This is a genomic window from Streptomyces sp. NPDC039480 (assembly GCF_055597165.1).
In genome coordinates this window covers 233381-259071 of record NZ_JBVITX010000003.1, presented here as the reverse complement: position 1 = coordinate 259071, position 25691 = coordinate 233381, and the positions used below count along the sequence as shown (strand labels likewise).

Here is a 25691-nt window from a genome sequence, read left to right as displayed (position 1 = left end):
AATTCCGGCCATGCTGTACTCGCTGGACGCAACTTCGGACCGTGCGGATAAGGACGTCCTGGTACGCCGTCCGGGGTAGCCCGACTGGTCCGTTTCGAAGTGGAGCCGGACGTTCCAGTGTTGGGAGCGGGGCGGCCGACGAGGTTTCAGGCGCCTTGCGGAGACGGAATTTGAGGAGCCTTGCGAAGAGGGGATTTCAGGGGCCTTGCGGAGGCGGCACGGTGAGTAGCCCCGCCCGTCGTTCACCGTCGAGGACGCGCAGCGCCCGGGCCAGCGTGGGCGCGTGCACCTCAGTCTCGCCCCGCTGGTGCATGAGGGCGAGCGCGTCCCGCAGCGCGGTCGCCCGCCCGACCAGGGCCTGGGCGGCGCGCAGCCCGCGGTACGTGTGCTCGACGCGGGCCGGGTTGATGCGGCCGAGCAGGTCGACGACTTCGAGATAGCGGTCGATCAACTCCGCCTCGGCGTGCGTGAGGGCGGGCAGCGGAGGCAGTTCGGGCGGCAGCATCGGTGACTCACCTCGGGTCGCGGGCGGCGAGCGAGGTCTTGCGGCTCGGGATGATCCGGTCCACGAGCCCGTACTCCAGGGCCGCCGGGGCGTCGAAGATCTTGTCCCGTTCGATGTCCGCGGCGATCCGCTCCGGGCTCTGCCCCGTGTGCCGTACGAGCAGCTCCTCTAACTGCCGCCTGGTGCGCAGGAGTTCGTCGGCCTGGATCGCCAGGTCCGTGGCCTGACCCCGGATCGGTTCGGAGATGGCCGGCTGGTGGATGAGGACGCGTGCGCCGGGCAGCGCGAACCGCTTGCCGGGGGTGCCGGCGGCGAGCAGGACGGCGGCACCCGACGCGGCCTGGCCCAGGCAGATCGTCTCCACGTCACAGCTGACGAACCGCATCGTGTCGTAGATCGCGGTCATCGCACTGAACGAGCCGCCGGGGGAGTTGATGTACAGCGAGATGTCGCGGTCCGGCGCCTGGTACTCGAGGTGCATGAACTGCGCCATCACGTCGTTCGCGGAGGTGGCGTCGACGGGCGTGCCGAGGAAGACGATCCGCTCTTCGAGGAGCTTGGAGTACGGGTCCATGGTCCGCGCCCCCGAACTCGTGCGTTCGGTGAACTCGGGCAGGACGTGGCGGGCAGACGGACGGGCGGAGGGATGGTTCATGGCTCGCCTCTCTTCTTCCGGACGCCGCGGCGCGATCCGGTTCTGTAAAAAATGTACAGGACGTACGTTACGTAGGGGAGAGTAGGGCGGCGTCTAAGCTGGACGCATGGCCTACGAGATTCCGGTGACGCAAGCCCGCGCAGAGCTCGCCGAGCTGATCAACCGCGTCGTCTACGGCGGCGAGCGCGTCGTCGTCACCCGGCACGGCAAGCCGCTCGTGGCGCTGGTCTCCGCCGCCGATCTGGAACGCCTCGAAGGGCTCGCGGAAGCCCCCGACGAGCGGACGGTCAGCACCGTCACCTCGATCGAGTCCACGTCGACCGCCCCGTCGGAGCGGCAGCGGTTCGGCATCGCGGCCGAACACCGCGGCCCGGACGCGACGTAGCGGAGCGCGCGTCAGCCCGTCGACACCGACACCGACGCCGACGCTGGCATGACGAGCGAACCGGCCGCGGGCCCCGATGGGTATGGCGGAGCCCAGCTGACGGTCATGGGTCGGTCAACGGCTGGTTAACCTCGTTGAAACTCCCCCCAACTACCCTCCCGTGCCACGCCACCAGCGGATTCTCTAAGCAGGGTGCGCAAGATCGCGCGCACTCGCTGTGTGTTACATCTATATCCGTCGCGGTGGCCGCGGCAGCCGGACCCCGCACGGTTCGGAGCGAGGACTGTGAGGTGGGACGCGTGCAACTGACCCCGCACGAGCAGGAGAGACTGCTCATCCATGTGGCCGCGGACGTGGCCGAGAGGCGAAGGGCGCGGGGACTGCGGCTCAACCACCCCGAGGCGATCGCCCTCATCACCTCCCACATCCTCGAAGGCGCCCGCGACGGCCGCACCGTCGCCGAGCTCATGTCCTCGGGGCGGCGGGTCCTCACCCGGGACGACGTCATGGACGGCATCCCGGAGATGATCCACGACGTCCAGGTCGAGGCCACCTTCCCGGACGGCACGAAGCTCGTCACCGTCCACGAGCCGATCGTCTGACGGGAGTTCGCGCCTCATGCATGCCGCATCGCACGGCACCGGCCACGGCCCGGTCCCCGGAGAGATCCTCTTCGCGGACGAGCCCGTCCCCTTCAACGAGAACCGCGAGGTCACCCGCCTCACCGTCCTCAACGCCGCCGACCGCCCCGTCCAGGTCGGCTCCCACTACCACTTCGCCGAGGCCAACCCGGGTCTGGACTTCGACCGCGGCGCCGCGCACGGAAAGCGGCTGAACGTCGCCGCCGGAACCGCCGTGCGCTTCGAGCCCGGAATACCCGTCGACGTCGAACTCGTCCCGCTGGCCGGCAAGCGCGTCGTGCCCGGTCTGCGCGGCGAGACCGGAGGTGCTCTCGATGCCTGAGCTGTCCCGTGCCGCGTACGCGGATCTCTTCGGCCCCACGACCGGCGACCGCATCCGGCTCGCCGACACCGACCTCCTCGTCGAGATCGAGGAGGACCGCTCGGGCGGCCCCGGCCGCTCCGGCGACGAGTCGGTCTTCGGCGGCGGCAAGGTCATTCGCGAGTCGATGGGCCAGTCCCGCACCACCCGCGCCGAAGGCGCCCCGGACACCGTCATCACCGGCGCGGTGATCATCGACCACTGGGGGATCGTCAAGGCCGACATCGGCATCCGTGACGGCCGCGTCACCGGCATCGGCAAGTCCGGCAACCCGGACACGATGGACGGCGTCCACCCCGATCTCGTCATCGGCCCGGAGACCGAGGTCATCGCGGGCAACGGCAAGATCCTCACCGCGGGCGGCATCGACACCCACATCCACTTCATCTCGCCGACCATCGTCGACGAGGCGCTCGCCTCCGGTGTCACCACGCTGTTCGGCGGCGGCACGGGCCCTGCTGAGGGCAGCAAGGCGACCACCATCACGCCCGGCGCCTGGCACCTGTCCCGGATGTTCGCGGCGATGGAGTCCAGCCCCGTCAACATCGGCTTCCTCGGCAAGGGCAACACCGTCAACGCCGAGTCGATGCACGCCCAGCTCCGCGCCGGCGCCGTCAGCTTCAAGATCCACGAGGACTGGGGCGCCACGCCCGCCGTGATCGACGCCTGCCTGAACGTCTGCGAGGAGACCGGCGCACAACTCGCCGTCCACACCGACACGTTGAACGAGGCGGGGTTCATCGACGCCACCTTCGACGCCGTCGCGGGCCGCACCCTGCACGCCTTCCACGTCGAGGGCGCGGGCGGCGGCCACGCCCCCGACATGATCACGGCCGTCTCGCTGCCCAACATGCTGCCGAGCTCCACCAATCCGACCCGGCCGCACACCGTCAACACCGTCGAGGAGCACCTCGACATGCTGATGGTCTGCCACCACCTCAACCCGGCCGTGCCCGAGGACCTCGCCTTCGCCGAGTCCCGCATCCGGCCCACCACGATCGGCGCGGAGGACATCCTCCACGACCTCGGCGCCATCTCGATCATGTCCTCGGACTCCCAGGCCATGGGGCGCATCGGCGAGGTCATCATGCGGACCTGGCAGACCGCGCACGTCATGAAGCGGCGCCGCGGTTTCCTGCCGGGGGACACCCGCGCCGACAACCACCGCGCACGTCGCTATGTCGCCAAGTACACGATCAACGCGGCCGTCGCCCAGGGCATCGACCACGAGCTCGGCTCGGTCGAGCCCGGCAAACTCGCCGACCTGGTCCTGTGGGAACCTGCCTTCTTCGGCGTCAAGCCGCAGCTCGTCCTCAAGGGCGGCCAGATCGCGTACGCGCAGATGGGCGACGCCAACGCCTCCATCCCCACCCCGCAGCCGGTCCTGCCACGCCGCATGTTCGGGGCGCACGGCAGGGCCCCGGCACTCAACTCGCTCAACTTCGTGACCCAGTCGGCGCTGGACGACGGTCTTCCGGAGCGCCTCGGCCTGGCCAAGCCGTTCGCCGCGATCCGCTCCACGCGTGGCCGCAGCAAGGCCGACATGCGCGAGAACGACGCGCTGCCCCGGGTCGAAGTCGCCGCCGACAGCTTCGCCGTCACCATCGACGGCGAACTCGTCGAACCGTCTCCGGCGTCCGAACTCCCGCTCGCGCAGCGGTACTTCCTCTTCTGACGGCCCGACGACACCAGGCGACCCCACCCATGTCCAGAGCAGCACTTCTCGTCCTGGCCGACGGCCGTTTCCCCGCCGGCGGGCACGCCCACTCCGGCGGCGCGGAGGCGGCCGTCAAGGCGGGCTGCATCACCGGTGCCGCGAGCCTGGAGGCCTTCTGCCGGGGCCGGCTGCACACCTCCGGTCTCGTGTCGGCCGCACTGGCGGCGGCCGCCGCCCTCGGCGTCGACCCGGGCGCCCTGGACGCGGCGGCAGACGCCCGCACGCCCTCACCCGCACTGCGTGCCGCCGCGCGGCGCCTCGGCCGGCAGATGACGCGGGCCGCCCGCGCCACCTGGCCGCACCCCGAACTCGACGCACTGGCCCGGCGGTTCCCCAAGGGCGCCCACCAGCCCGTCGTCCTCGGACTTGCCGCCCGCGCCGCCGGGCTCGGGCCCGAGGACGCGGCGTACTGCTCGGCGTACGAGGGGATCAGCGGCCCGGCCACCGCCACGGTGCGCCTCCTCAGCCTCGACCCCTTCGACGCCACGGCGGTCCTGGCCAGGCTCGCGCCCGACGTCGACGAGGTGGCGCTCCGGGCCGCCGACGCGGCGAGACGCGCCGTCGACGAGGGAGTCGACGCGCTGCCCGCGGCGTCGGCGCCGCTCCTGGAAATCAGCGCGGAGGTACACGCGGCGTGGCCGGTACGCCTCTTCGCCTCATAACGCTCCCCGCCCTAGGGCCCCGACCCGCCTCCTCCGGTGACAGGCCTTCGACCTACTACCGCGGTCCGTCCCTTCTGGAGAGGAGCCTTCCGACCTACTGTCCTGGCCCGTCTCCTTCGGTGACGGGCCCTCGACCCACTGACCTGGTCCGTCCCTCCCGGTGACAGACCCCCGACCCGCTGCCCCCGGCCCGCCCCTCTCGCGACGCACCCCCGCCCCACTGCCCCGACCCGCCCCCTCCGTCGACCACGCCCCCCAGCCCACCCCAACCCGAACCCCTGTCCGCCCCCCGGCGAACACCCCACCCCCGCCCCATGGAGGCCACTCATGCTGCTGCACCTCGATCACTCCCACGACGGGCCCGCCGCCGTCTCCGCTGATGCTCACCGTCCCGACGGGCGTCGGCGTGCGCTGCGTATCGGGCTCGGGGGGCCGGTCGGCTCCGGGAAGACGGCGACCGTTGCCGCGCTCTGCCGCGAGCTGCGCGACGAGCTCTCCCTCGCCGTCGTCACCAACGACATCTACACCCGCGAGGACGCCGAGTTCCTGCTCCGCGAGGCCGTCCTGCCGCCCGAGCGCATCACCGCCGTGGAGACCGGCGCCTGCCCGCACACCGCGATCCGCGACGACATCTCCGCCAACTTGGAGGCCGTCGAGGACCTGGAGGACGAGGTCGGCCCGCTCGACCTGATCCTCGTCGAGTCCGGCGGCGACAACCTCACGGCCACCTTCTCCAAGGGCCTCGTCGACGCACAGATCTTCGTCATCGACGTCGCGGGCGGCGACGACATCCCGCGCAAGGGTGGCCCCGGCGTCTCCACGGCCGACCTGCTCGTCGTCAACAAGACCGACCTCGCCCCGCACGTCGGCTCCGACCTCGCCCGGATGGCCGCCGACGCGAAGGCGCAGCGCGCCGAACTCCCCGTCGCCTTCCAGTCCTTGAGGTCCGGCGAGGGCGTCGGCCCGGTCGCCGCATGGGTGCGCGAGCAGTACGCGACGTGGACCGCGTCGGCGTGACGGTGGAACTGGCCCCTCGGAGGGTTACGGACTCGGCGGGTGAGGCAGGCGGTGCGGGCGGGGCGGGAATTCGCGCGACCGCCCGCCTCGAAGCGCGTGCCGACGGCCGCGGCGGCACATCTCTCCCTGTCCTCGACGGCGAGGGCCCGCTCGCGCTGCGCCGCACCCGCTCCACCGGCCACGCGGCGCGCGTCACGCTCGTCGGCGCGATGAGCGGCCCCCTCGGCGGCGACCACCTCACCGTCGAGGCCACCGCCCACCGGGGCTCGGCACTGCACGTCGCCTCGGCGGCGGCCACCCTCGCGCTGCCGGGCCAGACCCGGGCGACCGCGCGCTACGACGTGCGCCTCACCGTCGCCGACGGCGCCGAACTGCGCTGGCTGCCCGAGCAGTTGATCTCCGTGCGCGACAGTGACCTGCGCGTCACCACGCGCGCCGAGCTCGCCGCCGACGCCCGCCTGGTGCTGCGCGAGGAGCAGGTCCTCGGCCGCACGGGCGAAGCCTCCGGCCGACTGACGAGCCGCCTCACCGTGCGCCGCGCGGGACAGCTCCTCCTCGACCAGGAGCTGTCCTGCGGCCCCGGCGCGCCCGGCGGCTGGGACGGCCCGGCGGTCCTGGCCGGCCACCGTGCGCTCGGGCAACTCATCGTCGTACGACCGGAGTTCGTGCACGAGAAGCCGCCCGCGGGGCTGCTGGGGGAGTGGGCCGCCATCACGCCGCTCGCGGGCCCGGGAGTGCTGGTCACCGCTGTCGCGCCGGACGCGCTCCTGGTGCGCGCGGCGATGGACGAGGCCGTACGCCGCCTGACCTGACCCCTTCGCCCGGGCTAGCCAGGGAAGCTCGCCCGGGCAAGCCCGGAAAAACAGGCTAGGGAAGGCTGTGCACCTTCGGGCCGACGGCGTTCGACCACGCGCTGCCCGCGGTCGCGTCCCAGTTCGTGGACCACGTCATGGCGCCGCGCAGCGCCGGGTACGTCTTGGACGGCTTGAAGGAGCCGCAGCCGGTGCCGCGGGTCAGGCAGTCCAGGGCGTTGTTCACGACCGACGGGGCCACGTAACCGCTGCCCGCGCCACGCGTCGAGGCGGGGACGCCGATCCCGACCTGCGACGGGTCGAGGCCGCCCTCCAGCTGGATGCAGGCGAGCGCGGTCAGGAAGTCCACGCTGCCCTGGCTGTAGACCTTGCCGTCACAGCCCAGCATCGAACCGCTGTTGTAGTACTGCATGTTGACGACCGTGAGGATGTCCTTCACGTTCAGCGCGGTCTGGAAGTAGCCGCCGGAGGTCGACTGCATGTCGATGGTCTGCGGCGCCATCGTGAGCACCATCTTCGGTCCCGCCTTGGCCGACAGCTGGCGCAGCGCCTTCGTCATGTAGGTGGGGTTGATGCCGTTCTCCAGGTCGATGTCGACGCCGTTGAACCCGTACTCCTGCATCAGCGCGTAGGCACTGTTCGCGAACGCCGTCGCGGAGGCGTCACTGTTGACGGAGATGGTGCCCTTCTCGCCGCCGACCGAGAGGATGACGGACTTGCCCGCGGCCTTCTTCGCGGCGATGTCCGCCTTGAAGTCGGCGGTGGAGGCATAGCCGACGGCCGGGTCAAGATTGAAGGTGATCTGGCCGGGGGTGGGGGTGGCGTCGGCGAAGGAGACGGCGATGATGTCGTACTGCGAGGACACGTCCCGCAGCTTCTGCACGGTCGCGCCGTTGTCGAAGTTCTGCCAGTAGCCGGTCAGCGCGTGCCTGGGCACGGTGCTGTCCCCGCCGCCGTCGCCCTTGGCGGTCCGTGCGGACACCGCCGTCGACCTGGCGGACTCACCGGCCGCGTTCGACGCGCTCACCTGGAAGCTGTAGGCGGTGTCGGGAGTGAGTCCGGTGACGGTCGTGGCGGCGCCGCTGGTGGAGGCGACCTTCGTGCCGTCGCGGTAGACGGTGTAACCGGTGGCCTTGGACACCGGGGTCCAGGACAGGTCCACCGACGTGGGCGTCGTGGCGCCCGCCGCGAGGCCGGCCGGTACGGCGGGTATCTCCACCGGGTCGGTGCCGCCGCCCCCGTCGGGCCCGAAGACGCTCACGTCGTCCACGTAGTACGCGCTCTGCCCGTACCAGCCGTGCGTGTACACGGTGACCGACGTGGTGTTCGCGCCGGTGGTGAAGCTGGTGGAGAGCTGCTGCCAGGACGAGGTGCCCGGAGTCCAGGTCGACACGTCGGTGGTGCCGGTGCCGCGGGCCCCGAGGTAGGCGTAGCTGCCCTGCACCCAACTGCTGAGCTTGTACGTAGAGTTGGGCTTTACGGTGACGATCTGGGAACACTCGGCGGTGCCCTGGCCGGACGGGGTGGCCTTGAGCGCCTTCGAACCGCCGTGCACGGGGGTCGTGACGGCGGTGCCGCTGTTGGCGGCGCAGGTCCAGTTGCTCAGGTCCGACTCGAACCCGGCGTTTTTCGCGACGTTGACGTCTGCTTTGACATCCGCAGCGTTTGCGCCGGCTGTCGTGACGCCGGCCGACGTGGCGTCGGCCGACTGCGCGGGTGCGGCGAGCCCGGTGACGGCGAGCGCGGCGGCCGCGCCGACGGCGATCGCCGCACCGAGTCTCCGTCGAACACCGGCTCTGCCCTGACGTACACGGTCCACGGGGTGCCTCCAGGGAGGGGTGGGGGAGGAAGCGAACGACGGTGGCCACCGCTGCTGTGCGCATCGTTGGTCCAGACCAATCAAGTTGTCAAGACCTCGGGCAAGACCTCGGGAGAGCCGGACCCGTGCGGGTGGGGGCGTCAGCGCAGTCCGGCAAAGAGATCGTTCTCGGGGACGGCCGCGCCGGTGGCGTCCTTGACGCGTAGGAAGGTCTCCATGCCCATCAGCTCGCCGAACCTCTCCTTGCCCATCTTGAGGAAGAAGATGTTCTCGCCCTGACTGGCGTGCGCGGCCAGTGCGTCGAACTTCTGGCCGCTGAACGCGGTGGTGTCCACCCACGTGGTGATCTCGTCGTCGGGGAGCCCGATTTCGGACAGTGCGGCGGCCTCGGCGGGATCGGGCTCGGGCATGTCCTCATGGAACTCGCGCATGATCTCGCCGAACCGCTCGATTCCCGAGCGGGGCATCGTCGTCCAGTACACCTTCGGCGTCAGCGAGGTCATCTCCAGCGCCGCCATGGTGATGCGGTGGGCCTGGATGTGGTCGGGGTGGCCGTAGAAGCCGTTCTCGTCGTAGGTGACGACCACATCGGGCCGGTAGTGGAGCATGAGCTCCGCGAGGCGGGCGGCGCCTTCCTCGACGGGGGTCCGCCAGAAGGATCCGGGGGCGTCGTTGCTCGGCCAGCCCATCATTCCGGAGTCGGCGTAGTCCAGCATCTCCAGATCGCTGATCTTCAGGACGTCGCAGCTCGCCTTGAGTTCGTGACGGCGCATCAGGGCGACGGCCGCGGGATCGTGCCCGGGCTCACCCGGCTTCACACCCCCCGGCCCGTCACCACAACCGCCGTCGGTACACGTCACGAGCACCGTGCGCACACCCTCCGCCGCATACCGCGCGAGGACCCCTCCCGTTCCGGTGGCCTCGTCGTCGGGGTGGGCGTGCACTGCCATGAGCGTCAAAGGCCGGTCAGCCATGGGTCGGTCCTCCTGCAGAAGATGTCTGGATCGAATTGCGCGGCGGGCATACCGCACATCAGGGACCCGGTGCTTGGGGTGGGGCGGATGACCTTCCGGTCTCCGTGTTCCCCAACCGCGCGCGACGCGGGCCCTGATCGATGCAACAGTGCAGGACGGACTACCTGTTCCCGGCGCGGGGACGTGGACTGGTCGAGGTCTCCGCGCCGAGTGCTGTCGGGCTCGCCGACCTCAGGCGACGAGGCCCGTGGGTGCTGCGGGTGAGGTCTGAGGGGGCGTTTCGGGCCGCTCGGGGGCCGCCAGGATCTCGTCGGCAGCCGCAATCGCACTGCTGATGGAGTGCGTGCGGGTCACCGCGCACAGCGTGCCGGTCACGTCTGCCAGCTCTCGCTGCCACGCCGGGTCGGACTTCTCCGCGAGCGCGATGCGTGCGTTCGCGTAGCGGGCGAGCAAGGTCCTCACGCGGCGCGGTTCCGGCTTCGACACCACCACGTACTCCTCCCAGGCACTGTTCTTCCAGGACTCTTCGGCGCCGTACGTATGCCCTCGACAACTAGCCCTATGCCAAGCCGTTTGCAAGTTCACAGAAGTACGTGTGGCACGCCCAGGAGAAACGCGTGGTCCCACTGCTCCTGACCGGCGGCCGCTCTACGGCGGACGCGCGCCGCTGGTGCCTACGGGGCTTCGCCGGGCAAGGCCGTTTCGATGCGGAGCGCCTGCAGCGTGTCGAGTTCCCGGTCGATGTCGCGTCGCTTGGCCTCCAGGCGCTCGGCCTCCTGGGCGAACAGCTGCTCCATGACGCCGTTGCGCTCTTCGGGCGGGGCCTCCATGCAGGGAAGCACTTCATCGATGGTGCTGCTGCCCAGGCCGGCGGCGAACAGGTGCTGGATCATGACGACCCGCTCCACCATCGAGCTGTCGAAGTCGCGCCACCCGCCGGGGGTGCGCTCGGAGCGTATGAGCCCGTGCGACTCGTAATACCGCAGGGACCGCGCGCTGACGCCGCTGGCCTCCGCCAGCTCACCGATACGCATGAAGCCACCAACCTTCCGAACTCTTAGCCGACTTCGTTCCTTGAAGTTGACACCGGCGTGAAGTTACACGATCTCGGTGTCGCACCCACCGGGGTGCTTCGGAGGCCGGAGGCGCCCAACGTGACCGTTCAAATCAATCTCTGGTCGGACTACGTCTGCCCGTTCTGCCTGATCGCCGACGAGCTGATCGAGCGCGCGATCACCGATCGGCCCGATGTCGAAGTCGTCCACCACCCCCACGAGTTGCGCGCCCGGCCGACGCCCACCCTGCGGCCGGAGGACCCGTACCTGCCCGACATCTGGGAGCGTGCCGTGTACCCGATGGCACGCCACCATCAGGTGCCGATGCGGCTGCCGACCGTCTCGCCGCAGCCCCACACCGAACTGGCTTTCCGGGGCGCCCAGTACGCCACCGAGCAGGGGCGGGCCCACGCCTATCACCGTCGCGTGATGACGGCGTTCTTCCGCGAGGACCTCGACATCGGGGACCGCGCGGTCCTGGCCCGGCTGGCCGAGGAGTCCGGACTCGACCCGGCCGCCTACGCGGCGGCCCTCGACGAGGAGAAGTACGCGGAGCGGCACCGGCGTGCACTAACCGAGTCGGCGCGGATGAACATCACCGTCGTCCCTACGATCGTCATCGGCACCCGGCGCATCGAAGGCGTCGCCACCGAAGGCGTGATCCGCCGGGCCCTGCGCGAAGCGGCGGCCGCCGCGTGAGCGCGGAGACGCCCCGGCTCACGGCTCTCATGGCCGACGCCGTGGAGGCCTGCGTCCGCCGGGTCGAGTCCGGTGGGGTCCCCTTCGTCGGAGTGCTCGTCACCGACGACGGCTGGGTCTCCGAGCCCGGCGTGAACCTCGTCCACGAGACCGGCGACCCCACCGCCCACGCGGAGATCGTCGCCCTGCGGCAGGCCGTCCGAGCCCGCGGCTGTACCGCTCTGCGGGGAGCCACCCTGCTGGCGACCGGGGAGCCATGTGCCCTGTGCTACCGCGTCGCCGCCGCTCACGGCATCGCCGCCGTCCACTTCGCCGTCGACCGAGACACCGCGGCCGCGTGGGGCTTCGACTACCGGTCCGGCTACGACGCCGACGGAACCGACCGACTGCCCTTGACGGCGGCGGCCCGCCCCCTCCCCGTGGAACGATCCCTGACCCCCTTCATCCGCTACCGAGCCCTGCACGGCGAGACAGCCAAGGCGTCACTGTCCTCTCCTGGTCGCTGACCGCGGCCGCCTTCTTCCTGCTGACGCTCCACCACCAGCGACAGACCGGTACCACTCACCGGGTCGGATCATTCCGTTTATCGGATTGGTAAAGAACCCCCGCCGCGCCTGTCCCCGACGGCCCTCAGGCGCAAAGATCCCCCGTACTGATCGAAAGTGTTCGAATCTATGTGCGGGAGGCCTCACTTGAGAAGGACCCCAGGGCGCAGGCGGCGGACGGCGGTGCTCGGATCCGCGGGCGGGCTCGTCGTGGCGACGCTGATAGCGGGTGGCGTCGTCGCCCCCACGGCGAACGCCGACGTCGACGCAGACGCAGGAGCCGCCGCGACCCCCTCCGGCAAAGCCCCGTCCGGCAAGGACCTTTCCGGCAAGGACCGTGAGGCCCGAGGTGCCGCGCTCGCCGCGCAGCGTGCCGCGAAGGCCGGGATCGACTGGCGGGACTGCCCCGCCGACTGGGGTCTGGAGAAGCCCATCCAGTGCGGCTGGGTCACCGTCCCGCTCGACTACGCCAAGCCCAACGGCAAGCAGATCAAGCTCGCCGTCGACCGGATCGGCAACACCGGCAGCAAGAGCGAGCGTCAGGGCGCCCTCGTCTACAACCCCGGCGGCCCCGGCGCCTCCGGCCTGCGCTTCCCGCGTCGCGTCGTCACCAAGAACAAGCTCTGGGAGAAGACGGCCAAGGCGTACGACTTCGTGGGCTTCGAGCCGCGCGGCGTCGGCCACTCGGCCCCCGTCTCCTGCGTGGACCCGCAGGAGTTCGTCAAGGCGCCCAAGCTGGACCCGATCCCCGACAGCGAGGCCGACAAGCGCGCCCAGCGCAAGCTCGCCGCCGAGTACGCGGACGGCTGCCAGGAGCGCAGCGGCGACCTCCTCCCGCACATGACGACGCCCAACACGGCCCGCGACCTGGACGTCATCCGCGCCGCGCTCGGCGAGAAGAAGCTGAACTTCCTCGGCGTCTCCTACGGCACCTACCTGGGCGCGGTCTACAGCACCCTCTACCCGACGCACGTGCGCCGCATGGTCTTCGACTCCGTGGTGAACCCGCGTACGGACAAGATCTGGTACGAGGTCAACCTCGACCAGGACGTCGCCTTCGAGAAGCGCCTCATCGACTGGATGACGTGGGTCGCGAAGAACGACGCCGCCTTCCACCTCGGCGACACCTACGACAAGGTCCGCGCCCAGTGGGACAAGTTGCGCGCCACCGCGAAGAAGCAGCCCCTGGACGGCGTCGTCGGCCCGGCCGAGCTGCACTCCTACTTCCAGAACGCGCCGTACTACGACTCGTACTGGGTCGAGATCGCCACGAACTGGAGCAAGTACGTCGCCGGCGACCCGAAGCCCCTCGTCGAGGCGGCGAGCCCCGACATGGCCGACACCGCGGGCAACATCGCCCAGGAGAACAGCAACGCGGTCTACACGGCCGTCGAGTGCGCCGACGCCAAGTGGCCCCGCAGCTGGAAGAAGTGGGACCGCGACAACACCCGCATCCACCGGACCAGCCCCTTCTTCACCTGGGGCAACGCCTGGATGAACCTGCCGTGCGCGACCTGGTCGAGCAAGCAGCAGCGCCCGCTGGAGATCCGGACCCACAAGGGCCTGCCGCAGACCCTGATCGTCCAGTCCACCCGTGACGCCGCCACGCCCTACCCCGGCGCCGTCGAACTGCACAAGCGCCTGAAGGGCTCCCGCCTGATCACGGAGAAGGACGCCGGTTCGCACGGCATCACCAACATCGCCAACCCGTGCCTCAACGACCGCGTCGACACCTACCTGCTGACCGGCAAGCTCGACCCCTCCAACGTGACCTGCACCCCGCACGCCACGCCGAAGCCGTAACCCGTAAGGCTCGAGGGGTTTGGCTGCTCGGAAACTTTGCCAGAACCTGAGCATGCATGCATGTGGTGTTTTACGAAGAGTGTGGGCGCGGGCGGTCCCGAAGTGCGTTGACGGCAGCGACATTTAGGGGGCGCCCGTGTCTTCCGCACCACCTCCCTCAGTGCCACCCTCGGGCAACGAGCCGCCGAGAGGCGGTTCCTCCGGGGGCGCCTCGTCCTCGCCCAGCGCCACGCCTTCCGCCGGAGCGGATACGCGGCCCACCGCGCCCGGCGAGGGGGCCGGGGACGGACATACCCGGCCGAACACGGCCTGGCAGTGGGCCGTCAGGGGCTTCGCGGTGATCGGTGCCCTCGGTGTCGTCGTCTCGTCGGCCGTCGCGATCTGGGGCCTCCCTGCGGCGGTGCAGAGCTCGGAGGTCGCGAAGGAGGCCGAGGCCCGGGAACGGAACAAGGACAAACAGGACGACGCGAAGGAGAAGCGCCTCACGGTCGGTCCTGCGATCGACATCGCGGCCGGTGAGCCGAATCTCTTCTACGGCCGTCGGTTCGCGTTGGCTCAGCGCACCACTGACGCCGAGAGCCTCCCGGACGGCGGGTTCCTCTCGGAGAAATACAGTTCCTGGTTCGCGAAGAACAAGGGCCTGCGAGTCAATGAAGTCACGGTGCGGGTCACCATCTTTCCCATCCACAAGGGCACAGTGGTGATCCAGAACATGCGGATCAGCAACCTCTCCTGCAAACCCACCCGCTACACCGGCACTGCGGTGATTCCCCCGGCCTTCGGAGACAGCGGAGGCGAGGAGCTTCCCACGACCGTCGCATTCGACCTCACGGAACCCATTCCGAGGCCGTGGAAGAACGAAGGGTGGGTGCAGACCGAGAATCCCGAGGGAGCGTGGAAGCTCTCGGGAAACGCCTTTGCCAAGGCCATCTACCTCGACGGGGGCGAAGACTTCGACGCCAGGGCGTTCGACCTCTCCTTCTTCACCAAGAACAAGGACTGCGAGTTCGGCGTCGAGGTGAACGTGACGACTGCCGGACGCGGAGACGAGTGGTACCGCGTGGTCTTTCCCGGGCGAAAGTTGACCTACAAAGTGGCTGGCCACCCGGAGCGATACGAGACCTCCGTGGTCAGCGACAGTGTGGAGGAGCCACCTGTTCTGAGAGGCCCGCATACCCCCAGTAGGCCGTCGGCTCTGCTGAAGGGCGTGTTCTTGCCGGCTCATGGCCGGGCCGAATAGTCCTGCCGCCAGTAGTTCTGCCCCCAGCAGGCCCACCGGGGGCAGGGGAGTCGCCGATCAGCTGAGGGGCAGCTTCGGGAACTTGCGGCGTTCCCTGGCGCCCGCCGCGGCGCGCTCGCGTTCGGCTTCCGCCTCCTCCGCCTTCACGACCGCCGCGTACTTGTCGACGTACTCCTGGCCGGAGAGCCCGAGGATCGCGTACATGATCTCGTCGGTGACGGCTCGGAGGACGGCTTTTTCGTTGTCCATCCCCACGTAGCGGGAGAAGTCGAGGGGCTCGCCGAAGCGGATCGTCACCCGCTTCAGGTTCGGCACCTTCTGGCCCGGCGGCTGCGCCTCGAACGTGCCGATCATGGCGCACGGAACGACCGGCACCTGGGCCTTGAGCGCCATCGCCGCGACGCCGACCTTGCCCTTGTACAGCCGGCCGTCGTGCGAGCGGGTGCCCTCCGGATAGATGCCGAGCAGTTCGCCCTTGCGCAGGACGCAGAGGCCCTCACGGATCGCCGCCTGCCCCGCCTCCTTGCCGGACCGGTCCACCGGGATCTGCCCGGCGCTGCGGAAGAACGCGGCCGTCAGCCGTCCCTTGATGCCCGGGCCCGTGAAGTACTCGGCCTTCGCGAGGAACGTGATGCGGCGCTTGATGATCGCCGGCATCAGGAAGTGGTCGGAGAACGACAGGTGGTTGCCCGCGACGATCGCCGCGCCGGAGTCCGGCACATGCTCCAGGCCCTCGATTCTGGGCCGGAACATCAGTCGGAGCAGCGGGCCGAGGATCACATGCTTGAGCAGCAGGTAGAACATGATGGCAGCCTTCCCCCTGGTCCCGGTGCCGACGCACAGTAGCCAATCGGCGGCGCGGATGCGAGAGCCCGTTCGGGCCCTTGCGTGGGGCCGAGCGGGGGAACGGCCGGCGTGGCGGCTCGCCGGGCGGCCCGTGCGACGGGTGCTCTGGGCTCTCCCCGGCGTCGTCGACGCCACGGAATGTCGCCGTCCCCGTCGAAGTCGAAGCCGAAGTCACTCAGACAGTCGCCGTCGCCTGTCGCCGTCGTATCCGACGTGTATCTCGGAGGTTCGCCATGCGTCCGTTCGTCCTCGCCACCGCCGCTCTCCTCTCCCTCGGCTCCCTTGGCGCGCTCGCTCCCGCCCAGGCCGCGGACACGGTCTCGGACCCGAAGCGGGGCCTCTTCCTCACCGTCACGGGCGCCCAGAACACCTGGATCCGCGGTGTGCTGCTGCGCTGCGAGCCCGGGCCGACGGGGCCCCACCCGCGGGCGGCCCAGGCCTGCGAGGCGATCGCTCGGGCGCGGGGGAACTTCGACGCGCTGCCCGACGACCCGCACGCGTGCACGAAGGAGTACGAGCCGGTCAGCGTGAAGGTGACCGGGTCGTACAAGGGCCGGCCGGTCGGCTGGCACAAGACGTACCCGAACGCCTGCTCGCTCGACGCGGACACCGGCCACGTCTTCCGCTTCTGAGCCCTCCGGCTCATGCGGCGCGCGACCCGGGCCCTCCGGCTGATGGGGCACACGACGCGAGCCCTCCGGCTCATGCCGCGCGCGACAGCACCATCGCCAGTGTGATCAGACCGAGCACGACCCAGCCGAACCACAACCAGCCGTTGCTCCCGAGCGCCGCTGTATAGGCCGTCACCATGACCAGGCCTCCGATGGTGAACCCACCCATGGTCTTCGTGGAACCGGGCATCGCTCAGCCTCCTCCCGGCAGTCCGCGGCGCCGGAGCGCCCGGACCGCGGTCCGAAGACCATCGTGACCCGGGAAGACCCTCTGGCGCTAGCGCCCGCGAGCGGCCAGTGAGGCCAGATAGGCGTTGTACGCCTCCAGCTCCTTGTCGCCGTCGCGGTCCGCGGCACGGTCCTTGCGCCGCGCCTCACGGTCCTCGGAGCGCCGCCACTGGAAGAGCAGGGCGACCAGGACCACCACGGACGGGATCTCGCTGAAGGCCCAGGCGATGCCGCCCGCCGCCTCCTGGTCCTCGAGCGCGTCGATGCCGAGCGAGGCCGGCGGGTGCATGTACGTGCCGATCATCGGCTGCGTCGCCATCATCAGCGCGATGCCGAAGAACGCGTGGAACGGCATGCCCGCGAAGAGCTCCAGCATCCGCATGATGTAGCCGGGCCGGTGCGGCCCCGGGTCGACGCCCATGATCGGCCAGAAGAAGACCAGGCCGACGGCGAGGAAGTGGACCATCATCCCGATGTGGCCCGGCTTGGAGCCCATCAGCGTGTCGAAGAGCGGCGTGAAGTAGAGCGCGTACAGGCTCGCGATGAAGAGCGGGATCGTGAACGCGGGATGCGTGATGATCTTGATGTACCGGCTGTGCAGCAGCCAGAGCAGCCACTCGCGCGGGCCCTTGCTGCCGCGGGCGGCGACCGGCAGCGCGCGCAGCGCCAGCGTGATCGGCGCGCCGAGCAGCAGCAGGATCGGCGACAGCATGCTGATCACCATGTGCTGCACCATGTGCACGCTGAACATGACCATGCCGTAGTCATTGAGCTTGGTGCACATCACGAGCAGTACGGTCAGGATGCCGAGCACGAACGAGATCGTGCGGCCCACCGGCCACTTGTCGCCGCGCCGCACGAGCCGCGCCACACCCCACCCGTACAGGGCGAGCGCCACCAGGCAGCCGATGAGGAAGAAGGGGTCGGCCGACAGTTCGAGGCCTCGCCCCAGCGTGAACGGCGGCAGATCCATGTTCATGCCGTGCCCGCTGTGATCCATCCAGTGGCTCCTGATTCGTGCGGATTGTGCGACGTGTGTCCGCACCAGAGTAGAACCGCCCCCGGCCGCTGCTGCGACCGGGGGCGAGTAAAGCGAGTAAAGCGAGGAAGGCGAGTAAGGCGCGTCATACGCGGGGCGAGGAAACTAGAGCACGCACTCCGCTTCGGCGTACCGCTCCTCGGGAACCGTCTTCAGCGTCTCGACGGCCTCCGCGAGCGGCACCATCGTGATGTCCGTGCCGCGCAGCGCGGTCATGTGGCCGAACTCGCCCCGGTGCACGGCCTCCACCGCGTGCCAGCCGAAGCGGGTCGCGAGGACGCGGTCGTACGCCGTGGGGGTGCCGCCGCGCTGGACGTGGCCGAGGATGACCGGGCGGGCCTCCTTGCCGAGGCGCTGCTCCAGTTCGAGGGAGAGCTGCCGGGCGATGCCGGCGAACCGCTCGTGGCCGTAGACGTCCTTGCCGCCCTCGTCGAACTCCATGGAGCCCGCGCGGGGCTTGGCGCCCTCGGCGGCCACGACGATGGCGAACTTCTTGCCGGCGGAGAAGCGCTCACCGACCTTCGCGGCCAGCTCCTCGATGTCGAAGGGGCGCTCCGGTACGACGATGGCGTGCGCGCCCGCCGCCATGCCCGAGTGCAGGGCGATCCAGCCGGTGTGCCGCCCCATCACCTCGACGATGAGCACGCGCTGGTGCGACTCCGCGGTGGTCTTGAGGCGGTCGAGGGCCTCGGTCGCGACGCCGACGGCCGTGTCGAAGCCGAAGGTGACGTCCGTGACCGCGATGTCGTTGTCGATGGTCTTGGGGACGCCGACGATGGGCAGGCCCGCGTCGGAGAGGAGCCGGGCCGCCTTGAGCGTGCCCTCGCCGCCGATGGGGATGATCGCGTCGAGGCCGAGCTCGGCGACGTGCCCCCTGGCGCGCTCCACGCCGTCCCGCAGGTGCGCCGGCTGGACGCGCGAGGAGCCGAGGATCGTGCCGCCGCGGGCGAGGATGCCGCCCACCGCGTCGAGGTCCAGCTTGCGGTAGTCGCACTCCAGGAGGCCTTTCCAGCCGTCGTGGAAGCCGATGACCTCGTCGCCGTGGTCCACCACCGCGCGATGCACGACGGAGCGGATGACGGCGTTCAGACCGGGGCAGTCGCCGCCGGAGGTCAGGACACCAATGCGCATGGCCCGGAATACCTTTGCAACGTGGGTCGGTGACCGGACCACGTCGTCCGGCTGGATCCCCGCCACCCTATAGGCGCCGGGGGGCGGGGCCGCACCTCGCGTCCGAAGGCTGGACGGCCCCGCTCACATGTGCGGGCGGGGCGTCAAGCGGGCTTCGATCCCGGGATATTCCGGGGTGCTACGCGGGCTGCTGCGCGGCGTTGATGCGCTCGGAGCGCAGCGCCTCGTACCACCGGTCGTCCGTCGGCGGCAGCGCGTTCACATCGAGGGCCAGCTTGAGCAGCAGGTCCGCGATGAGCGGGTTGCGGGCGAGGACGGGGCCGTGCATGTACGTCCCGAAGACCGTGCCGTTGTACGCGCCCTCGGTGCCGTCGCCCGTGCCGTTGCCCCGGCCGAGGGTGACGCGGGCGAAGGGGCGCGCGGCCGGGCCGACGTGCGTGATGCCCTGGTGGTTCTCGAAGCCGGTCAGCGGGGGCAGGCCCAGCTGCGGGTCGATGTCGCCGAGCACGTCGCCGACGCACCGGTCGCCCTCGCCGCGGGTGGAGACCACGTCGAGGAGACCGAGACCCGGCTCGCGCTGGCCGAGGTCGTTGATGAACTCATTGCCCAGGATCTGGTAGCCGGCGCAGACCGAGAAGACGATCGCGCCGTTGCCCACCGCGCGCTGCAGGCCGCCGTCGCGGCGCAGCCGCTCGGCCGCGAGGCGCTGCGGGCGGTCCTCGCCGCCACCGATCAGGTAGATGTCGCCGGAGGTGGGCACCGGCTGGTCGCTGCGTACGTCGTAGCGCTCGACCTGGAGGCCGCGCTGGTGGGCGCGGCGCTCCACGACCAGGGCGTTGCCCTGGTCTCCGTACGTGCTCAGCAGGTCGGGGTAGACCCACACCAGCCGCAGGCTGTTGTCGCTCATGCTCATTTGTCCCTACGAAGATCTAGAGGGCCGGGCGGGTCAGTTGCCGACGCGGCGGCGCAGGTCCTGGAACGCGGTGTAGTTCGCGATGGTCTCGATGCGTCCCGGCGGGGCGAACTGCACCGCCTCGTCGACGCTCTCGCAGACGCGGAAGTCCAGATTCGCGACCTCCAGGCGGACGGCGAGGTCCAGCTTGCGGTCACCGAGCACGAAGATCGGGTGACCGGCGAGGCGGGTGTAGTCGACGTCCCAGAGCCAGGAGGTGTCCGTGCCGTCCGCCCCCCGGGCGTTCACGGAGAGGATCACCGGGGTCGGCGGCGGGTCGATCAGCGAAAACGTTTCGAGCCAGCCCGCCGGGTTCTTCGCGAGGAGCAGACGCAGGTCGCGGCCCTGGAACTGCACGACGTCATAGCGTCCGGCGACCGCCTGCACCTGGTACATCCGCTCCAGGGCGACCTGCGGAGGCACGCCGAAGACGGCGGCGACGGCTGCCGAGGTGGCGGCGTTCGCCTTGTTGGCGCGGCCGGGGAGCTGGAGGTGGATCGGCCAGGCCGAGCCGTGCGGGTCCAGGACGTGGTCGCCGGAGAGCACCCAGCTGGGCGCCGGGCGGCGGAAACCGCACTCGCCGCAGAACCAGTCGTCCCCGGGGCGCTGCATGACGCCACCGCAGGACGGGCACGACCAGGCGTCGTCCTTCCACTCCTGGCCTGCGGCCACCCACACCACGTTCGGCGAGGAGGAGGCGGCCCAGACGACCAGCGGGTCGTCCGCGTTGGCGATGACGACGGCCTTGGAGCCCGCCAGGCCCTCGCGCCACTTCTCGGCGAGCATGCGGGTCTCGGCGGCGCGGTCCAGCTGGTCGCGCGAGAGGTTCAGCAGCGCGATCGCCTTGGGGTCGACGTCACGGGCGACGCCCGCGAGGTACTTCTCGTCGACCTCGATCACACCGAACCTGGCGTCGGACCCACCGGCGAGCGCCGAGGTGATTCCGGCGGGCATGTTCGCACCGAGAGCGTTCGATACGACGGGGCCGCTGGCCCGCAGCGCCTCGGCGATCAGGCGCGTGGTGGTCGTCTTGCCGTTGGTGGCCGACACGAGGACGACGTCCAGGTGCGTGGCGAGCCGTCCGAGCAGCTCGGGGTCGAGCCTGAGCGCGACCTTGCCGCCGATCACCGATCCGCTGCCGCGGCCGGCAGCCCGCGACACCGCCGCGGCCGCCTTGCCCGCCGTCACGGCCAGCTTGGCCCGCGGCGACAGCGGGTCCGTGTTGCCTGACATCTGTCGAGATCCTCCTTGCGTACGGCGCCGCGCCTGCCCCCGGCATCGTTTCGCTGCTCAGCCTATCGAGATCCACTGGCAAGCCCGAATCACGGCACCACCTCGGCACCTCGGCGGTGCCGCTCCATGCCGAGGACCGTACTCTTGCCGCCATGCGACACGGCACGATCCCGGGCGCCTCGGGGCGCGTACGACCTCTGACCCTGCTCGGTGACCCCGTGCTGCACACGGCCTGCGAGGAGGTCACCGACTTCGGGCCCGAACTGGCGCGCCTGGTCGAGGACATGTTCGCGACGATGTACGCCGCGCGGGGCGTGGGACTCGCCGCGAACCAGATCGGCGTGGGCCGACGGGTGTTCGTGTACGACTGCCCCGACGACGAGGACGTGCGGCACCTCGGGCACGTGGTCAATCCGACACTCGTCGAGGTGGACGGCGTCACGGTGCGCGGTCCGGAGGGCTGTCTTTCGCTGCCGGGACTCGAAGCGGGCACGCCGCGTTTCGACCACGCCGTGGTCGAGGGCGTCGATGTGCGGGGGGAGCCGGTGCGGGTGCACGGGACGGGCTGGTTCGCGCGCTGTCTCCAGCACGAGTGCGACCACTTGGACGGCGGTGTCTACACCGACCGCGTGACCGGCTGGCGGCGCCGCAGGGTGCTGCGGGCCGCCGCCAGGGCTCCGTGGAACTCCTGAGGGCCTTCTGAAGGGCTCAGAACCCGGGGCCGCCGACGCGGTTGCCCGCCGCGGCGAGCCGGCCCCACAGCAGGTCGGCGAGGCTGCGCACCAACTGGGCGCGTGAGCAAGGCCGTTCGCCGAGCCACCAGTCGCCGGCCGCGTGCATCATGCCGACGATGCCGTGCCCCCACACCCGGGCGAGCTCGGCGCTCTCCGGGCCGAGGTCGACGCGCTCCTCGATGACCTCGGCGAGCTCCTCGCCGAGGCGGCGCAACAGGGGGGCCGAGTGCAGGCCGACGTCGAAGCCCTGCTCGCCGGGTGAGGGTGCCTCCGACGGATGCATGAGGAAGCGGTAGACCTGGGGGCGTGCCTCGATCGCCGAGAGGTAGGTGTCGAGCGTCGCCTCGACCCGCTCCCTGCGCTCGGCGGGTGCGTCGAGGGCGGCGCGCAGGGCTTCGAGGAGTGCGTCGGTGTGCCGCTTGGCGAGCGCGGCGTAGAGGCCGCCCTTGTCGCCGAAGTGGCGGTAGAGGATCGGCTTGGTGATGCCCGCCTCGGCGGCGATGGCGTTCATCGAGGCGCCGGGGCCGTCGCGGAGCACGACCCGGTCCGCGGCCTCGAGCAGTTCCCGCCGACGCCGCTGATGATCCGCGGACCGTGGCTGATCGGTCCGCTGCGTGGTCTCCATCGTCTCTCCCCGCCCGTGCTGAATCGGTGACGCACGCGCAACGTAACACCCGGCGGCCGGGAGGCATCGAACGGGCCGCCGGGAGTTGACATGGACTACTGGCCGGTAACACACTGCGGTTACCGCAAGTAACGCCGTAGCTGATCGCAGCCGCAGTTGATCGCAGGTCCTGGAGGGGTCATGGCCGAGTTCACCATGGAGCTCAACGACGAACAGAAGGAAGTCCGTGACTGGCTCCACGGATTCGCCGCCGAGGTGATCCGCCCCGCGGCCGCCGAATGGGACGAGCGCGAAGAGACCCCGTGGCCCATCATCCAGGAAGCGGCGAAGATAGGGATCTACTCGCTCGATTTCTATGCCCAGCAGTTCTTCGACCCCTCCGGCCTCGGCATTCCGATGGCCACCGAGGAGATCTTCTGGGGTGACGCGGGCATCGGCCTGTCCATCATGGGCACCGGCCTGGCCGCCGTCGGCGTGCTGGCCAACGGCACCGAGGAGCAGATCGGCACCTGGATCCCGCAGATGTACGGCGACGTGAACGACGTCAAGGTCGCCGCCTTCTGCTCCTCCGAGCCCGACGCGGGCTCCGACGTGGCCGCCATGCGCACCCGCGCCGTCTACGACGAGGCCAAGGACGAGTGGGTCCTCAACGGCACGAAGACCTGGGCGACCAACGGCGGCATCGCCAACGTCCACGTCGTCGTCGCGGTCGTCGACCCCGACCTCGGCTCGAAGGGACACGCCTCCTTCATCGTCCCGCCGAACACCCCCGGTCTCGCGCAGGGCCAGAAGTTCAAGAAGCACGGCATCCGCGCCTCGCACACCGCCGAGGTCGTCCTGGAGGACGTACGCGTCCCCGGCCACTGTCTGCTCGGCGGCAAGGAGAAGCTCGACGAGCGCCTCGCCCGCGCCCGCGAGCGCGCCAGGTCCGGCGGCGAGCGCGTGAAGAACGCCGCGATGGCCACGTTCGAGGCGTCCCGCCCGGCGGTCGGCGCCATGGCGGTGGGCACGGCCCGCGCCGCGTACGAGGAGGCCCTGGAGTACGCCAAGACGCGCACCCAGTTCGGCCGCCCGATCATCGACAACCAGGGCGTCGCCTTCCAGCTCGCCGACATGCGCACCCAGATCGACGCGGCCCGCCTCCTGGTGTGGCGCGCCTCCTGGATGGCCACCACCGGCATGAAGTTCGAGTCGGCCGAGGGCTCCATGTCGAAGCTGTACGCGAGCGAGGTCGCCAAGAAGGTCACCGCGCAGGCCGTGCAGATCCTCGGCGGCAACGGCTACACCCGCGAGTACCCGGTGGAGCGCATGCACCGCGACGCCGCGATCTACACGATCTTCGAGGGCACGAGCGAGATCCAGCGCCTCGTCATCGCGCGCACCCTGTCGGGGATGCCGATCCGCTAGACCGGCATGCCGACGCCGCCCGCGCGGGCGTCTTCGCTACGGCTGATAGACGTACGGCGTGGTCGTGCAGAGCGTGGTGAAACCGAGGCGGTCCAGGATCGGGCGGCTGTCGGCGGAGGCGTCGACCTGCAGATAGCGGTAGCCGCGCTCGACGGCTATGCGGGCGCGGTGGGCCACCATCGCGCGGTAGATGCCCTTGCCGCGCCAGCGCGGGTCGGTGCCGCCGCCCCAGAGGCCGGCGAAGTCGGTGCCGGGGCGGAACTCCATGCGGGCTCCGCAGACCGGCCGGTCACCGACCATGGCGACGACCGCGACGATGTCGTCGGGCGCCTCGGTGAGCTGGGCGAGCACGCGCTGGGCGAGGTGCTCGCTCAGCACGGCGTCGTCCTCCCCGAAGGCCGCGAGGTGGGCTTCGGACATGAGCCGTACGCCCTCGGCGTCCGTCACGGGGACCAGCCGTACGCCGTCGGGCAGTTCGGGTCCCGCGGGCAGCGAGGCGGCCTCGGCGACCATCACGGTCTCCACCGGTTCGGCCTCGAAGCCGGCCGTGATGAGGCGTTCGGCGAGGTCGGCGGGTCGGTCGTAGGAGTGCAGCTTCCACTCGAACTCGCGCCCGGCCTCGGTGTAGTGGCGCACCTGCTCCGCGATCACGGCGTCGGCCGTCGACGCGTCGATGTCGGTCCACAGGACGCCGTTCCAGTCGTGCGCCGAGCCGGTCACCCGCACGACACCGCCGGTCCGCTCGACCCGAGTGTCGCCGCCCTCGCCCTGCGTGTCGTGCCGAAGCTGCCGGTCGTACGCGGCCAACACCGCTGCATGATCCATGGGGCCACCTCAGCAGGGCGGTGGGGCGGCGGCAACCGATTTTGGCGGGCGGCGGGTCATGCCTGCCAGCGGCAGCGCGCGGCCGCCGTGGCGAAACCCGGGCCGAAGGCGATGGCCGCGCCGTGCGCGCCGTCGTGCGGGGGATCGGCGTGGGTGCGTTCCAGGACGCGCAGCACGCTCACGCCGCCGAGGTTTCCCTCGTGTCCGAGCGTGTCCGTGGAGTGCCGCGCGGCATGCTCGTTCAGGCGCAGGGCGGCCGCCGTGTCGGCGATGATGCGGGGGCTGCCGGGGTGGATGAGGGCGAAATCGGGCTGCCGCGGCCCGAGCCATTCCAGGAGCGGTGCCAGCACGTCGGTGACGGCGGCCAGGACCTGTTTCGTGGAGTCGAAGTGGATGCCGTCGGTGGAGATCCGGCCGCGCTGCCGTTCGGCACTGTCCGGCAGGACGTACTCGAAGGTGTCGTCGACGGCCAGGCCGGGGCCCAGCGGTGTGCCGGTGACGATCGTGGCGGCGGCCGCGTCGCCGAACAGTGCCTTGTAGATCATCGATTCGATGGTGGTGTCGCTGTGGTGGTAGATGCTGGACAGCACCTCGGCGGCCACCACGAGGACCTTGCTGGCCGGTCGCGCGGCGACGAGGTCGGTGGCGCGGGCGAGCGCCTGGATGCCGCCCGTGCAGGCGACCGTGGCGAGTGCGACGCGCCGCAGGTCGGGGCGGAGACCGAGCCGTGAGACCAGGCCGATGTCGAGGTGGGGGACGGCCCAGCTCGTGGTGTGGGTGGTGACGATCGCGTCGATGTCGTGTGCGGCGAGCCCCGCGTCGTCCAGTGCCGCGGTCGCGGCCCGTTCCGCCATGGCGAGTGCGTCGTCGAAGGCGGTGCGTGCACGCTCCCCGACGTCGGCGGTGCCGGAGACGGTGGGGGAGTGGAGAGGGCGGGTGAAGTGGCGGGTCTGTACACCGCTGTTGCCGATGACGCGGAGGATCGCGCGCAGGCGCGGGTGGTCGGCGTGGTGTGTGCTCACATCGTCGGCTATCTCGGCCGTGGTGACCTTGTGGTCGCCGACGACGGTCCGGGGTCTGAGTACGTGAGCGGTCACGAGGCGGCTCCCC

Annotated in this window: 29 protein-coding genes; 14 read left to right on the top strand and 15 right to left on the bottom strand. The window is 70.5% G+C overall.

The window, feature by feature from the left end; translation table 11 throughout:
• Positions 1–196 precede the first annotated feature (196 nt).
• Together ACZ56E_RS11835 and ACZ56E_RS11830 are read right to left on the bottom strand one after the other, a co-directional pair.
• On the bottom strand, positions 197–505 hold the full coding sequence (locus ACZ56E_RS11835) for a hypothetical protein (protein WP_471213442.1): 309 nt from the start codon (positions 503–505) through the stop codon (positions 197–199).
• Between the two features lie 7 nt (positions 506–512).
• Entirely contained in the window at positions 513–1160 is a 648-nt protein-coding gene (locus ACZ56E_RS11830) for an ATP-dependent Clp protease proteolytic subunit (RefSeq protein ID WP_471213440.1), read from the bottom strand.
• A gap of 106 nt (positions 1161–1266) precedes the next feature.
• Between ACZ56E_RS11830 and ACZ56E_RS11825 the strand changes: the two genes are divergently transcribed.
• From ACZ56E_RS11825 to ACZ56E_RS11795, 7 genes are all read left to right on the top strand, one after another.
• Positions 1267–1545, top strand: a complete 279-nt coding sequence (locus ACZ56E_RS11825) for a type II toxin-antitoxin system Phd/YefM family antitoxin (RefSeq protein ID WP_471213437.1) — start codon at positions 1267–1269, stop codon at positions 1543–1545.
• Positions 1546–1844: 299 nt separating this feature from the next.
• Complete coding sequence (locus ACZ56E_RS11820; protein ID WP_468610865.1) at positions 1845–2147, top strand: urease subunit gamma; 303 nt, start codon at positions 1845–1847, stop codon at positions 2145–2147.
• 16 nt (positions 2148–2163) lie between these two features.
• On the top strand, positions 2164–2508 hold the full coding sequence (locus ACZ56E_RS11815) for an urease subunit beta (protein WP_471213435.1): 345 nt from the start codon (positions 2164–2166) through the stop codon (positions 2506–2508).
• Positions 2501–4222 carry an urease subunit alpha gene (locus ACZ56E_RS11810; RefSeq protein WP_471213433.1) on the top strand — a complete coding sequence of 574 codons (1722 nt, stop codon included), beginning with the start codon at positions 2501–2503 and terminating at the stop codon, positions 4220–4222. Before ACZ56E_RS11815 ends, ACZ56E_RS11810 begins: the two co-directional genes overlap by 8 nt.
• A 29-nt stretch (positions 4223–4251) precedes the next feature.
• Entirely contained in the window at positions 4252–4926 is a 675-nt protein-coding gene (locus tag ACZ56E_RS11805) for an urease accessory protein UreF (RefSeq protein ID WP_471213431.1), read from the top strand.
• A gap of 333 nt (positions 4927–5259) precedes the next feature.
• Positions 5260–5943: an urease accessory protein UreG gene (ureG, locus tag ACZ56E_RS11800; protein WP_471214080.1), complete on the top strand. Its 684-nt coding sequence runs from the start codon at positions 5260–5262 to the stop codon at positions 5941–5943.
• The gene (locus ACZ56E_RS11795) at positions 5901–6755 is read left to right on the top strand and encodes an urease accessory protein UreD (protein WP_471213430.1); all 855 of its coding nucleotides are present in this window, start codon (positions 5901–5903) and stop codon (positions 6753–6755) included. The genes ureG and ACZ56E_RS11795 overlap by 43 nt, the downstream gene beginning before the upstream one ends.
• Positions 6756–6810: 55 nt before the next feature.
• On the opposite strand, the gene ACZ56E_RS11790 is transcribed toward ACZ56E_RS11795, so the two are convergent.
• From ACZ56E_RS11790 to ACZ56E_RS11775, 4 genes are all read right to left on the bottom strand, one after another.
• Positions 6811–8574: a chitinase gene (locus tag ACZ56E_RS11790; protein ID WP_471213429.1), complete on the bottom strand. Its 1764-nt coding sequence runs from the start codon at positions 8572–8574 to the stop codon at positions 6811–6813.
• Positions 8575–8714: 140 nt separating this feature from the next.
• Entirely contained in the window at positions 8715–9548 is an 834-nt protein-coding gene (locus ACZ56E_RS11785) for a PIG-L family deacetylase (protein WP_471213426.1), read from the bottom strand.
• 231 nt (positions 9549–9779) lie between these two features.
• A complete protein-coding gene (locus ACZ56E_RS11780) occupies positions 9780–10034 on the bottom strand; it encodes a DUF5133 domain-containing protein (protein WP_471213424.1) in 255 nt (84 codons plus the stop codon).
• 188 nt (positions 10035–10222) lie between these two features.
• Complete coding sequence (locus ACZ56E_RS11775; protein WP_471213423.1) at positions 10223–10582, bottom strand: MerR family transcriptional regulator; 360 nt, start codon at positions 10580–10582, stop codon at positions 10223–10225.
• Positions 10583–10702: 120 nt separating this feature from the next.
• Between ACZ56E_RS11775 and ACZ56E_RS11770 the strand changes: the two genes are divergently transcribed.
• The 4 genes from ACZ56E_RS11770 (at position 10703) to ACZ56E_RS11755 (ending at position 14890) form a co-directional block, all read left to right on the top strand.
• Positions 10703–11302 carry a DsbA family oxidoreductase gene (locus tag ACZ56E_RS11770; protein ID WP_471213421.1) on the top strand — a complete coding sequence of 200 codons (600 nt, stop codon included), beginning with the start codon at positions 10703–10705 and terminating at the stop codon, positions 11300–11302.
• Positions 11299–11808 (top strand): nucleoside deaminase, encoded by a 510-nt coding sequence (locus ACZ56E_RS11765; RefSeq protein ID WP_471213420.1) that lies wholly within the window; start codon positions 11299–11301, stop codon positions 11806–11808. Before ACZ56E_RS11770 ends, ACZ56E_RS11765 begins: the two co-directional genes overlap by 4 nt.
• Positions 11809–11994: 186 nt before the next feature.
• The gene (locus ACZ56E_RS11760) at positions 11995–13650 is read left to right on the top strand and encodes an alpha/beta hydrolase (protein WP_471213419.1); all 1656 of its coding nucleotides are present in this window, start codon (positions 11995–11997) and stop codon (positions 13648–13650) included.
• A gap of 337 nt (positions 13651–13987) precedes the next feature.
• On the top strand, positions 13988–14890 hold the full coding sequence (locus ACZ56E_RS11755; protein ID WP_471213418.1) for a hypothetical protein: 903 nt from the start codon (positions 13988–13990) through the stop codon (positions 14888–14890).
• Positions 14891–14947: 57 nt separating this feature from the next.
• On the opposite strand, the gene ACZ56E_RS11750 is transcribed toward ACZ56E_RS11755, so the two are convergent.
• On the bottom strand, positions 14948–15694 hold the full coding sequence (locus ACZ56E_RS11750; RefSeq protein WP_468610888.1) for a lysophospholipid acyltransferase family protein: 747 nt from the start codon (positions 15692–15694) through the stop codon (positions 14948–14950).
• A 275-nt stretch (positions 15695–15969) separates the two neighbouring features.
• On the opposite strand from ACZ56E_RS11750, the gene ACZ56E_RS11745 reads away from it, so the two are divergent.
• Complete coding sequence (locus tag ACZ56E_RS11745; protein ID WP_471213416.1) at positions 15970–16368, top strand: SSI family serine proteinase inhibitor; 399 nt, start codon at positions 15970–15972, stop codon at positions 16366–16368.
• Between the two features lie 70 nt (positions 16369–16438).
• Here the strand turns inward: ACZ56E_RS11745 and ACZ56E_RS11740 are convergent, their stop codons facing one another.
• The 5 genes from ACZ56E_RS11740 to ACZ56E_RS11720 form a co-directional block, all read right to left on the bottom strand.
• Positions 16439–16597, bottom strand: a complete 159-nt coding sequence (locus ACZ56E_RS11740; RefSeq protein ID WP_398306668.1) for a hypothetical protein — start codon at positions 16595–16597, stop codon at positions 16439–16441.
• 87 nt (positions 16598–16684) lie between these two features.
• Positions 16685–17635, bottom strand: a complete 951-nt coding sequence (locus tag ACZ56E_RS11735; protein WP_468610892.1) for a cytochrome c oxidase assembly protein — start codon at positions 17633–17635, stop codon at positions 16685–16687.
• A 144-nt stretch (positions 17636–17779) separates the two neighbouring features.
• On the bottom strand, positions 17780–18805 hold the full coding sequence (locus ACZ56E_RS11730) for a 6-phosphofructokinase (RefSeq protein ID WP_398306664.1): 1026 nt from the start codon (positions 18803–18805) through the stop codon (positions 17780–17782).
• A gap of 178 nt (positions 18806–18983) precedes the next feature.
• A complete protein-coding gene (locus ACZ56E_RS11725) occupies positions 18984–19712 on the bottom strand; it encodes a type 1 glutamine amidotransferase (protein WP_468610894.1) in 729 nt (242 codons plus the stop codon).
• Positions 19713–19751: 39 nt separating this feature from the next.
• On the bottom strand, positions 19752–20990 hold the full coding sequence (locus tag ACZ56E_RS11720; protein ID WP_468610896.1) for a MurT ligase domain-containing protein: 1239 nt from the start codon (positions 20988–20990) through the stop codon (positions 19752–19754).
• 152 nt (positions 20991–21142) lie between these two features.
• On the opposite strand from ACZ56E_RS11720, the gene def reads away from it, so the two are divergent.
• A complete protein-coding gene (gene def, locus ACZ56E_RS11715; RefSeq protein WP_471213414.1) occupies positions 21143–21682 on the top strand; it encodes a peptide deformylase in 540 nt (179 codons plus the stop codon).
• A gap of 16 nt (positions 21683–21698) precedes the next feature.
• On the opposite strand, the gene ACZ56E_RS11710 is transcribed toward def, so the two are convergent.
• Positions 21699–22349, bottom strand: coding sequence for a TetR/AcrR family transcriptional regulator (locus tag ACZ56E_RS11710; protein WP_468610900.1), 651 nt, complete (start codon positions 22347–22349; stop codon positions 21699–21701).
• A 180-nt stretch (positions 22350–22529) separates the two neighbouring features.
• On the opposite strand from ACZ56E_RS11710, the gene ACZ56E_RS11705 reads away from it, so the two are divergent.
• On the top strand, positions 22530–23756 hold the full coding sequence (locus ACZ56E_RS11705; RefSeq protein ID WP_471213413.1) for an acyl-CoA dehydrogenase family protein: 1227 nt from the start codon (positions 22530–22532) through the stop codon (positions 23754–23756).
• A 36-nt stretch (positions 23757–23792) separates the two neighbouring features.
• Here ACZ56E_RS11705 and ACZ56E_RS11700 read toward each other — a convergent pair whose 3' ends face one another.
• The gene (locus ACZ56E_RS11700) at positions 23793–24581 is read right to left on the bottom strand and encodes a GNAT family N-acetyltransferase (protein ID WP_471213411.1); all 789 of its coding nucleotides are present in this window, start codon (positions 24579–24581) and stop codon (positions 23793–23795) included.
• 56 nt (positions 24582–24637) lie between these two features.
• On the bottom strand, positions 24638–25678 hold the full coding sequence (locus ACZ56E_RS11695) for a PhlD (RefSeq protein ID WP_471213410.1): 1041 nt from the start codon (positions 25676–25678) through the stop codon (positions 24638–24640).
• Positions 25679–25691 lie beyond the last annotated feature (13 nt).

Bases quoted from the DNA above. Each gene is read 5' to 3' on its own strand.
- ACZ56E_RS11835 (WP_471213442.1), bottom strand. From the start codon at position 505: ATGCTGCCGCCCGAACTGCCTCCGCTGCCCGCCCTCACGCACGCCGAG.
- ACZ56E_RS11830 (WP_471213440.1), bottom strand. From the start codon at position 1,160: ATGAACCATCCCTCCGCCCGTCCGTCTGCCCGCCACGTCCTGCCCGAG.
- ACZ56E_RS11825 (WP_471213437.1), top strand. From the start codon at position 1,267: ATGGCCTACGAGATTCCGGTGACGCAAGCCCGCGCAGAGCTCGCCGAG.
- ACZ56E_RS11815 (WP_471213435.1), top strand. From the start codon at position 2,164: ATGCATGCCGCATCGCACGGCACCGGCCACGGCCCGGTCCCCGGAGAG.
- ACZ56E_RS11810 (WP_471213433.1), top strand. From the start codon at position 2,501: ATGCCTGAGCTGTCCCGTGCCGCGTACGCGGATCTCTTCGGCCCCACG.
- ACZ56E_RS11805 (WP_471213431.1), top strand. From the start codon at position 4,252: ATGTCCAGAGCAGCACTTCTCGTCCTGGCCGACGGCCGTTTCCCCGCC.
- ACZ56E_RS11795 (WP_471213430.1), top strand. From the start codon at position 5,901: ATGGGTGCGCGAGCAGTACGCGACGTGGACCGCGTCGGCGTGACGGTG.
- ACZ56E_RS11785 (WP_471213426.1), bottom strand. From the start codon at position 9,548: ATGGCTGACCGGCCTTTGACGCTCATGGCAGTGCACGCCCACCCCGAC.
- ACZ56E_RS11775 (WP_471213423.1), bottom strand. From the start codon at position 10,582: ATGCGTATCGGTGAGCTGGCGGAGGCCAGCGGCGTCAGCGCGCGGTCC.
- ACZ56E_RS11750 (WP_468610888.1), bottom strand. From the start codon at position 15,694: ATGTTCTACCTGCTGCTCAAGCATGTGATCCTCGGCCCGCTGCTCCGA.
- ACZ56E_RS11745 (WP_471213416.1), top strand. From the start codon at position 15,970: ATGCGTCCGTTCGTCCTCGCCACCGCCGCTCTCCTCTCCCTCGGCTCC.
- ACZ56E_RS11740 (WP_398306668.1), bottom strand. From the start codon at position 16,597: ATGCCCGGTTCCACGAAGACCATGGGTGGGTTCACCATCGGAGGCCTG.
- ACZ56E_RS11735 (WP_468610892.1), bottom strand. From the start codon at position 17,635: ATGGATCACAGCGGGCACGGCATGAACATGGATCTGCCGCCGTTCACG.
- ACZ56E_RS11730 (WP_398306664.1), bottom strand. From the start codon at position 18,805: ATGCGCATTGGTGTCCTGACCTCCGGCGGCGACTGCCCCGGTCTGAAC.
- ACZ56E_RS11725 (WP_468610894.1), bottom strand. From the start codon at position 19,712: ATGAGCGACAACAGCCTGCGGCTGGTGTGGGTCTACCCCGACCTGCTG.
- ACZ56E_RS11720 (WP_468610896.1), bottom strand. From the start codon at position 20,990: ATGTCAGGCAACACGGACCCGCTGTCGCCGCGGGCCAAGCTGGCCGTG.
- def (WP_471213414.1), top strand. From the start codon at position 21,143: ATGCGACACGGCACGATCCCGGGCGCCTCGGGGCGCGTACGACCTCTG.
- ACZ56E_RS11710 (WP_468610900.1), bottom strand. From the start codon at position 22,349: ATGGAGACCACGCAGCGGACCGATCAGCCACGGTCCGCGGATCATCAG.
- ACZ56E_RS11705 (WP_471213413.1), top strand. From the start codon at position 22,530: ATGGCCGAGTTCACCATGGAGCTCAACGACGAACAGAAGGAAGTCCGT.
- ACZ56E_RS11700 (WP_471213411.1), bottom strand. From the start codon at position 24,581: ATGGATCATGCAGCGGTGTTGGCCGCGTACGACCGGCAGCTTCGGCAC.